The organism is Virgisporangium aliadipatigenens, assembly GCF_016863615.1.
In the GTDB taxonomy this organism is placed as follows: Bacteria; Actinomycetota; Actinomycetes; order Mycobacteriales; family Micromonosporaceae; genus Virgisporangium; species Virgisporangium aliadipatigenens.
Genome location: NZ_BOPF01000045.1, coordinates 76,948 through 84,584 on the forward strand (window position 1 = coordinate 76,948; position 7,637 = coordinate 84,584).

Consider the following 7,637-nt stretch of genomic DNA (forward strand, 5'->3'; position numbering starts at 1 on the left):
TTCCCGGGTGGACGACGCCCCTCCCCGCACCTTCACGGACAATCTCCGCCGCACGTTCCGGCGCCGGCCGGACATGTCGCACCGGGCGGTGCCGCTCGACGAGACGCTGACCGGGATGGCGCTGTTCGCGCCGATGTCGGTGCTCGGCGGGGCCCTCCTGGCGTTCTTCGACCAGTCGCCGCTGGCCCTCCAGAGCCTTGTCGTGATGCCCGCCGTCATGGTGCACCTCGACGGCGTGCGCCACCGGTGGTGGGCCGTCGGCGCGGGCCTGACCGCCGCGGCGGCGGTCGCCGTCCCGCTGCACGCGGCCGTGGACGGTTGGGGCCACTGGGGCACCCTGGTGGCGATGCTCGCCGGCGGGGTGGCCGGCAACCTCGCGCACACCGCCGTCACCCATGTGCCGCCGCGATCGGCGTCCCGGGAAACGCCTCCCGGGCGAACGTGACGTCGCCCCGGCCGCTCTTTCCGCCCCTTCGCCGTCCACGACGGCTACTCGAAGTCGTGGCCGACGAACTCGGCGACCGGAGCGAACCCGATGCGACGGTACAGCGCGTTGCTGGTGGCGTTGGCCGGATCCGCGAAGAGCACGACGTCCGTCGCCCCCGCATCGCGCGCCGCCCGGCTGACCGCGACCGTCACCGCCGCAGCGTAGCCGCGTCCCCGGAAGCGTTCCGGGGTGAACACCGGGTCGACCCGGACCATCCCGGCGACCATCGGCGTCGAGCCCGCCATGGAGACGGGCGCCCCGTCCGGGGTCTCCCAGAAGGTGAACCGCTTGTCGGCGAAGCGCGACGCCTCCCACGACGCCGCCGGGGTCTCCCCGACACCGGCCATGAACTCATCGCACCAGCGGACGATCCGCGCACGGTCGCGCCCGAGCACGCCCCGCCCCGGCGGGAACGGCTCCGGCGGGGCGAGCGTGCCCAGCCGGTAGAGCCGTCCCGCCCACGTGCGCCTCGACGCGGCACCGGTGCGCCGCCGCCACGCCTCGACGAACGCGTCGGCGGTGTCGCGGTCGGCGACGACGCCCGCGAGCGGGAGGCCGAGGCCGGCGAGGGTGTCACACCCCTCGGGCGAAAGCGGGGACAGCATCATGCGACCGGTCGGCCGGCGGTAGAAGATCGCGTGGACCCGCCCCGCCGACTCCGACCGGCCGAAGACCGTCGGCTCGGCCTCCCGGACGCCGCGCAGCTTCTCGATCGTGGTCAGCTGCGTGTGGTGCATGGTGGGGCGGGAACGCAGGAAGCCCCCGGCCCGGTCGAGAAACTCCTCGACGTCCTCGGTAAGAATCCACTGCTCCGCGCGCACGCCCCAGGATCCCCTACGGCGGCCGCTCAGCGAGCGCCGGGCAGCTCCAGCGCGCCGGTGAAGCGCAGGGCCTCGGCCTCGACGCCGGCCCGCTTCAGCAGCCGGTCACGGCTCTCCTCGGCCTGCCGCACCAGCTCCCGACGGTCCACGCCGAGCACCTCGCCGGCCCACTTGCGGGGCACGCCGTCGACGACGACCGCGGTCACGTCCTGCGACTCGGCATAGCTGACCACCGCGCCGAGGTGTGAGGCGATCGGCCGCAGGCGTTCGAGCGAGAAGACGGTGAGGTCGGCCCTGGCGCCCGGCGCCAGCACCCCGATCCGGCCGGAGAGCCCGGCGGCCCGCGCACCGCCGACCGTGGCGGCGCGCAGCGCGTCGCGAACCCCGTACGGGCGCGGCGCGTCCGCGCTGCCGGCCTGCGCGGCGACGTACGCCTGGCCGCGCTGGACACCCAGCAGGGTGCGCATCTCGCCGAGGATGTCGCTGCCGTACTCGAACTCGTTGTCGGTGCTGATCGCCTCCTGCACGGCGAACCGGTTCGCGGTCAGCACGGGATTGGCGACGGCGAGCCCGTAGTGCGGGTCGGAGCGGGGCGCCAACGCGACGGCGGCGCCGCTGGCCGCGATCGCCTGCCAGTGAACATCCGACAGGCCGAGCACGTGGTTGAGCGTGACCAGGGGGTTGAGCAGTTCCGGCGTCAGCGCCGCGTCCAGGTCCCCCATGCCGGCGATGGTCTCGGCGACCAGTCCGATGCCGTTCTCGGCGGCGAACCGCAGACCCGCCTCGGACGGCATCAGCTCCATCAGCCGCACGTCGATGCGCGGATCCCCGGCGTAGCGGTCGCGCAGCTCCAGGACGGCCTTGTGCAGGTGCCCGTCGGGCTGCCCCATGCCCACGCCGGCCGCGAGAACGGCGCGCAGCCCCGTTTCCCGCAGCGCCTCGACCGCCGCCTGGGCGTGTTCGAGGCTGCGCACGTTGTGGTTGTTGTCGACGATGGTCGTGACCCCCTGCTCGAGGGCCCGCACGGCGGTGACCTTCTCCCCGATCGCCACGTCCTCCGGCGTGAGGAGCGGGGCGAGAACGGTGTGCGTCAGGTTCAGGTAACCCATGATCTCGCTGTCCGGCGAGACGCCGCGCAGCGCACCCTCCCACGCGTGGAGGTGGCCGTCGACCAGCCCCGGCGTGATCACCGTGCCGCCGGCGTCGATGATCAACGCGTCGGCCGGTAGCGTCGCGGCGGCGTCCGGTCCCACCGCGGCGATCATCGAACCCGTCACGACGACGTCGCCGACGAAGTCGCCGGCACCGGCATCCATCGTGATCACGCTGGCACCCTTGAACGCCACGGTCCGGCCCGGCGTCCACTGCGCGGGCCCATTACGGTCGAAAATCTTCACGCCCCCATCCTCAGACCGTGCCCGCCCGGGTGGACACCCCCCGTTTGTGGGGGTATGTCGGCTACCCCTGGGGATTCGACTAGAACCTGTCGGCCTTGCGGCGATCCGGACCCGTGGTGGCGTTGATGCGTTCGGCGATCTCGCGAAGGTGGCGCTGCTGCGCCTTGGTCAGGGGGTCGAAGACGTGCTGACGAACGGCCTCCACGTGCGCGGGCGCGCCGCCGGCGACCTGGCGGTAGCCCTCGTCGGTGAGGATGCCCAGGGTGGCCCGGCCGTCGTTCGGGTCGGGTCGGCGCCGCACCCAGCCGCGCTTCTCCAGACGGGCCACGGCCTGGGACAACCGGGAGAGGGTGCCTTCGGCCCGGGCTGCCAGGTCACTGAGCCGCATGGTCCGCTCCGGCGCCTCGGACAGCGCGGCCATCACGAGGTATTCGAACAGGCTGATGCCGGCGTCGCGCTGCAGTTGAGCATCCAGCGTGGCGGGGACCCGGAGCAGCACCTTGATCAGCGCCAGCCAGGTCTCGCGTTCGTCCGGGTCCAGCCAGCGGGGCTGCGCGCCAGGTTCCATGCCCGGGAGCATAACTTGCACGCTGAAGTGACCTGGCGCACGTTTTACTTGCATGTTGAAGTTTTTCGGCCGTACGGTTTTATTCACTGTTGAAGTTATTTCGAGGAGCACACCGTGCGCGCACTGCATGTTCCGTCCGCCGGCGAGAAGCCGCGGATCGGCGACCTTCCCGTCCCCGCCGTCACCGACGGCACCGTGCTGATCAGGGTCCGGGCCGCCGGCCTCAACCCCATGGACAACGCGATCGCCGGCGGATGGCTCGCCGGCCTGATCCCGCACGAGTACCCGCTGGTGCTGGGCCGCGACGCCGCCGGTGTCGTAGCAGCCGTGGGCGCCGGTGTCGACCACGTCAAGCCGGGCGACGAGGTGTTCGGCCACGTCGTCCTCGCGCCGCCGATCCAGGCCGGGACGCTCGCCGAGTACGCGCTCCTGCCGGCCGCCGCGGTCGCGCTCAAGCCCGCCGGCCTCGACTTCGTCCGGGCCGCCGCGCTGCCGCTGGCCGCCGCGGCCGCCACCCAGGCGGTCGACGCCGTCGACCCGCGACCCGGTCACACCGTGCTGGTCAGCGGCGCCTCCGGCGGCATCGGTTCGTTCGCGATCCAGCTGCTCGCCGCCCGCGGCGTCACCGTGATCGCGACCGGCACCGACGCCGCACGCCTCACCGGCCTCGGCGCCACCGCCGTCGTCGACCGGGCGGCCGGCCCGATCGCCGAGCAGGTCCGGGCCGCGCACCCCGACGGCGTCGACGCGCTCGTCAACCTGTTCGGCCGCACCGACGCCGACGTCCCGCTCGGCGCCGTCCGCCGTGGCGGCAGGGTGTCCACGCTGGCCCAGGCACCCGACAGCGAGGCCGGCGCCGCCGCCGGGGTCACCGTCACCAAAATCATGACCAGGGCGACCCGTGAGGTCACCGGTCCGATCGCCGAGCGGGCCGCCGCCGGCTCCATCGCCGTCGATGTCCAGACGGTTCTTTCCCTGGAACAGGCTGTCGACGGCCTCGCGACGATCGCCGCCGGACACGCCAGGGGAAAGACCGTCGTCACCATCGAGCACTGATCGAGCGCCACGCAGGGAGTGAACGCACGTGATCGAGCCCGAAAGCCGCCTGCGCATCGTCTTCGGCGATCTGCGCCGAGCCGTCGACGACGTCATCCTCAAGCACCAGGTCACCCTCGACGAACTGTCGGCCACGATCAGCTGGCTGCAGCAGGTCGCCGACGCCGGCGAACTGACGGCGGCGAGCATCTTCTTCTACAAGACCGTTCGCCGGGCCACCGACGGCGCCGCCTACGCCCATCCGGAGAAGGACGGCGCGAGCCATTGGGAGATGCGCGGCTCCGCCTACATCGCCGGCGCCCCGCTCCTGCACAGCCCCGCAGTGCTGCCGATGCGACCCGACGAACCCGGCGAGCCCCTCATCGTCTCCGGCAGCGTGCGCACCACCGCCGGCGACCCGGTCCCCGGCGCGGCCCTGGAGATCTGGCAGATCGACGCCGACAACATCTACTCCGGCATCGACACCAGCGACTTCGCGCCGCTCAACATCCCGAACGACTCCTCCGGCGTCCCGGCCGACAATCTCCGGGCCACGATCGTCGCCGACGCGGCCGGCCGCTTCGAGTTCCGCACCGTGGTTCCGGGCGTCGAGACCTTCGGCCTGGACCCGGACAGCCCACTCGACACGCTGGTGAACGCGCTGCGGCTACGCGGGGAGCGCCCCCTGCACATCCACTCCGTCGTCACGGCCGACGGCTGCCTCCCGCTGACCACCCAGATCTACTTCGACGGCGATCCCCTGGTCGACAGCACCGTCGAGGGGGCCGTTCCGGCGTCGGCGGTCAAAACCACCACCCGGCACGACGATCCCGACGACTACACGCGCCGCGGACTCGACCGGCCCTATCGCACGCTCGTCCACGACTACGTGCTGCGTCCCGCATGAGGCCCCCGCAGCGGGTCGACGCGCTGGCGCGGGCGTGCCGGGGCGCCTCCTCCGAACTGGCTCTGTTCGAGGCCGTCTCCGAGCACCTGCGCGAACTGGTGCCGTTCGACGGGGCCGGGTGGTTCGCCACGGATCCGGCCACCCTGCTGGGCACCAGCGCGGTACGCGCCGAGAACATCGAGCCGGCGCACTGCGCCGCCTACTGGGAACGGGAGTGCCTGGTCGAGGACGTGCTGCTGTTCCGTGACGTGGCGCGCAGTTCGCAGGGTGTGGCGACCCTGTTCGACGCCACGGGGAACCGGCCCGTCAACAGCGCTCGCTACCGGGAGTTCCTGGCTCCGCAGGGCTACGGCGACGAACTGCGGGCCGCCTTCCGGCTCGGCGACACGACCTGGGGCGTACTGGCTCTGCACCGCGATCGTCTGCGCACCCCGTTCACCGCCGCCGATCGTGCGCACGTCCAGCAGATCGCACCGGTGGTGGCGGGAGCGCTTCGCGCGTTCGCGGTCGAACGCGGCGGGCCGGCTGCCGCCGACGGTCCGGGCACGGCGCTGTTCGACGATCGGGGCAACCTGCTCTCGCTCGACGCCCGGGCGGAGCGCCTCCTCGAGGAGATCGGCGGCCCCGGATGGAACGCCTTCCCGGCCTCGATGACACCCGTGCACGCGGTGACGGCACGGGCCACGGCCGTGGCGCTGGGCCGGGATCAGGGCCCCGCGGTGATCCGGCTGCGGGCGGCATCCGGTCGCTGGCTGTCCCTGCACGCCTCGCGCCTGTTCGGGCCGGACGGCTCCCCCGGCCCGACAGCGGTGACCGTGGAACCGGCGCGCTCGGAACAGATCGCGCCGATCATCGTGGCGGCCTACGCGCTGACCCCGCGGGAGCAGCAGGTCACCCGCGGGATAGCGCGCGGCCTCTCCAGTCAGGAGATCGCCGCCGAACTGTTCCTGTCGCCGCACACCGTGCGGGACTACCTCAAGGCGATCTTCGGAAAGGTCGGCGTGAGCAGCCGCGGCGAACTGGTCGCCAAACTCTTCGCGGAGCACCACAAGGATTCGCTCTACGGCACCGCCGACCTGATCGAACGATGACCCCGTGCGGCCCGCCCCCGTGCGCGGGCCGCACGGAACTCAGTTCGCCGAGCAGAGCCCGGTGCTCGGCGGCATGTCGAACGCGGCACACTCGACGGCGCTGCCCTCGGCCTTCTTCGTCCAACCGCTCGTGCCGGTGTCGTACCGGAAGACGATGACGCCGTCGCCCTGCTGCTGCGGCGACGGCGCGATCACGCCGGCGACGGCCCAGCCCTGCGCGCAACGGACACTGGCCGCATCGATCCGCCACCCCGCCGGGTAACCGGCGACCTTCTCCAGAACGGCCGCGGACACCGGACACCCAGTCACACCCGCCTCCGCCACGGCACCCGATCCCGTGCCGGCGGATCCCGAAGCAGTGCCGTCGACGGGTGCCGACGCGGCGCCGCCGGCGGCCTGAACAGGGCTTTTCGCCGGGTCCTGCCCCTGGCATCCGGCCGAGCCCAGCAGGACGGCCCCGGCAGCCGCGGCGAGCAGAAGAACGCGCAAACGCATCGAGAAACCTCTTCATGAACCAAGGGGTGCGAACACCTGGCGAAGAACACTGACCCCGACTACACCCCGAGCCGCCCTCCGAGGTTGCGACCCACCTCGATCTTTTTGATCCCGACGTTCACCCAAGGCCGCACCCGGCAGGCAACATTGCCCGCACCGAAATCTGATAATCAGATAGCCTGGAATCATGCGAACCATCTCCGCCACCGAGGCATCTCGACGGTTCTCCGACCTGCTCGACGCGATCGAGCGAGGCGAGACCGTCACCGTGACACGCGGAAACCGCCCGGTCGCCGAGATCCGGCCGGCCCATCGACGTACCGGCCGCGACCTCCGCGCTGCGCTCTCCGAGGTCCCACCACCGGACGACGCTTTCGAACGCGATGTCGCCGACGCTCTGGCGTATGTCACGACCGATCGGACGGACCCGTGGGCCGACGCCTGATTCTCGACACCAACGTCCTGATCGCCTACGAACGCGGAAGGATCGACCGCACCACATTCGACGACGACGAACTCGCGGTCGCCGCAGTCACGATCGCCGAGTACCGCGTCGGCATCGAACTGGCCGACACCGCCGCCCGGGCAGCCGACCGCGCACGGGCCCTGGCCGCGATCGTCTCGTCCGTCGACGTCCTCGACTACACCGAGGCGACAGCGGCCCATTACGCCCGGCTCCTCGCCCACGTACGACGCAGCGGGACACCTCGTGGCGCACACGACCTGATCATCGCGGCCCACGCGGCCGAAACAGGCCGCACCGTCATCACCAACGACGCGCAGGCCCGCTTCGGCAATCTCCCCAACGTCCTGGCCGACAAGCCCTAGCAAGCCGC

The 7,637-nt window shown here is 72.0% G+C and carries 10 protein-coding genes; 6 read left to right on the forward strand and 4 right to left on the reverse strand.

Going from position 1 to position 7,637, the window contains the following annotated elements; genetic code table 11:
* Window positions 1-7: 7 nt before the first annotated feature.
* Window positions 8-445, forward strand: coding sequence for a hypothetical protein (locus Val02_RS40495; protein WP_203904647.1), 438 nt, complete (start codon window positions 8-10; stop codon window positions 443-445).
* A 44-nt stretch (window positions 446-489) separates the two neighbouring features.
* On the opposite strand, the gene Val02_RS40500 is transcribed toward Val02_RS40495, so the two are convergent.
* From Val02_RS40500 to Val02_RS40510, 3 genes are all read right to left on the reverse strand, one after another.
* On the reverse strand, window positions 490-1,308 hold the full coding sequence (locus tag Val02_RS40500) for a GNAT family N-acetyltransferase (protein WP_203904648.1): 819 nt from the start codon (window positions 1,306-1,308) through the stop codon (window positions 490-492).
* Between the two features lie 26 nt (window positions 1,309-1,334).
* Entirely contained in the window at window positions 1,335-2,705 is a 1,371-nt protein-coding gene (locus Val02_RS40505; protein ID WP_203904649.1) for an amidohydrolase family protein, read from the reverse strand.
* Window positions 2,706-2,784: 79 nt separating this feature from the next.
* Complete coding sequence (locus tag Val02_RS40510; protein WP_203904650.1) at window positions 2,785-3,273, reverse strand: MarR family winged helix-turn-helix transcriptional regulator; 489 nt, start codon at window positions 3,271-3,273, stop codon at window positions 2,785-2,787.
* A 114-nt stretch (window positions 3,274-3,387) separates the two neighbouring features.
* On the opposite strand from Val02_RS40510, the gene Val02_RS40515 reads away from it, so the two are divergent.
* From Val02_RS40515 to Val02_RS40525, 3 genes are read left to right on the forward strand one after another with little or no spacing between them, the layout of a single operon-like run.
* Entirely contained in the window at window positions 3,388-4,329 is a 942-nt protein-coding gene (locus Val02_RS40515) for an NADP-dependent oxidoreductase (protein WP_203904651.1), read from the forward strand.
* A 28-nt stretch (window positions 4,330-4,357) separates the two neighbouring features.
* The gene (locus tag Val02_RS40520; RefSeq protein ID WP_203904652.1) at window positions 4,358-5,215 is read left to right on the forward strand and encodes a dioxygenase family protein; all 858 of its coding nucleotides are present in this window, start codon (window positions 4,358-4,360) and stop codon (window positions 5,213-5,215) included.
* Window positions 5,212-6,306 (forward strand): LuxR C-terminal-related transcriptional regulator, encoded by a 1,095-nt coding sequence (locus Val02_RS40525; protein WP_203904653.1) that lies wholly within the window; start codon window positions 5,212-5,214, stop codon window positions 6,304-6,306. Before Val02_RS40520 ends, Val02_RS40525 begins: the two co-directional genes overlap by 4 nt.
* A 39-nt stretch (window positions 6,307-6,345) precedes the next feature.
* Here the strand turns inward: Val02_RS40525 and Val02_RS40530 are convergent, their stop codons facing one another.
* Window positions 6,346-6,801 carry a hypothetical protein gene (locus Val02_RS40530; RefSeq protein WP_203904654.1) on the reverse strand — a complete coding sequence of 152 codons (456 nt, stop codon included), beginning with the start codon at window positions 6,799-6,801 and terminating at the stop codon, window positions 6,346-6,348.
* A gap of 187 nt (window positions 6,802-6,988) precedes the next feature.
* On the opposite strand from Val02_RS40530, the gene Val02_RS40535 reads away from it, so the two are divergent.
* A complete protein-coding gene (locus tag Val02_RS40535; RefSeq protein WP_203904655.1) occupies window positions 6,989-7,246 on the forward strand; it encodes a type II toxin-antitoxin system Phd/YefM family antitoxin in 258 nt (85 codons plus the stop codon).
* Window positions 7,231-7,629, forward strand: coding sequence for a type II toxin-antitoxin system VapC family toxin (locus Val02_RS40540; protein ID WP_203904656.1), 399 nt, complete (start codon window positions 7,231-7,233; stop codon window positions 7,627-7,629). The genes Val02_RS40535 and Val02_RS40540 overlap by 16 nt, the downstream gene beginning before the upstream one ends.
* The last annotated feature ends 8 nt before the right edge of the window (window positions 7,630-7,637 follow it).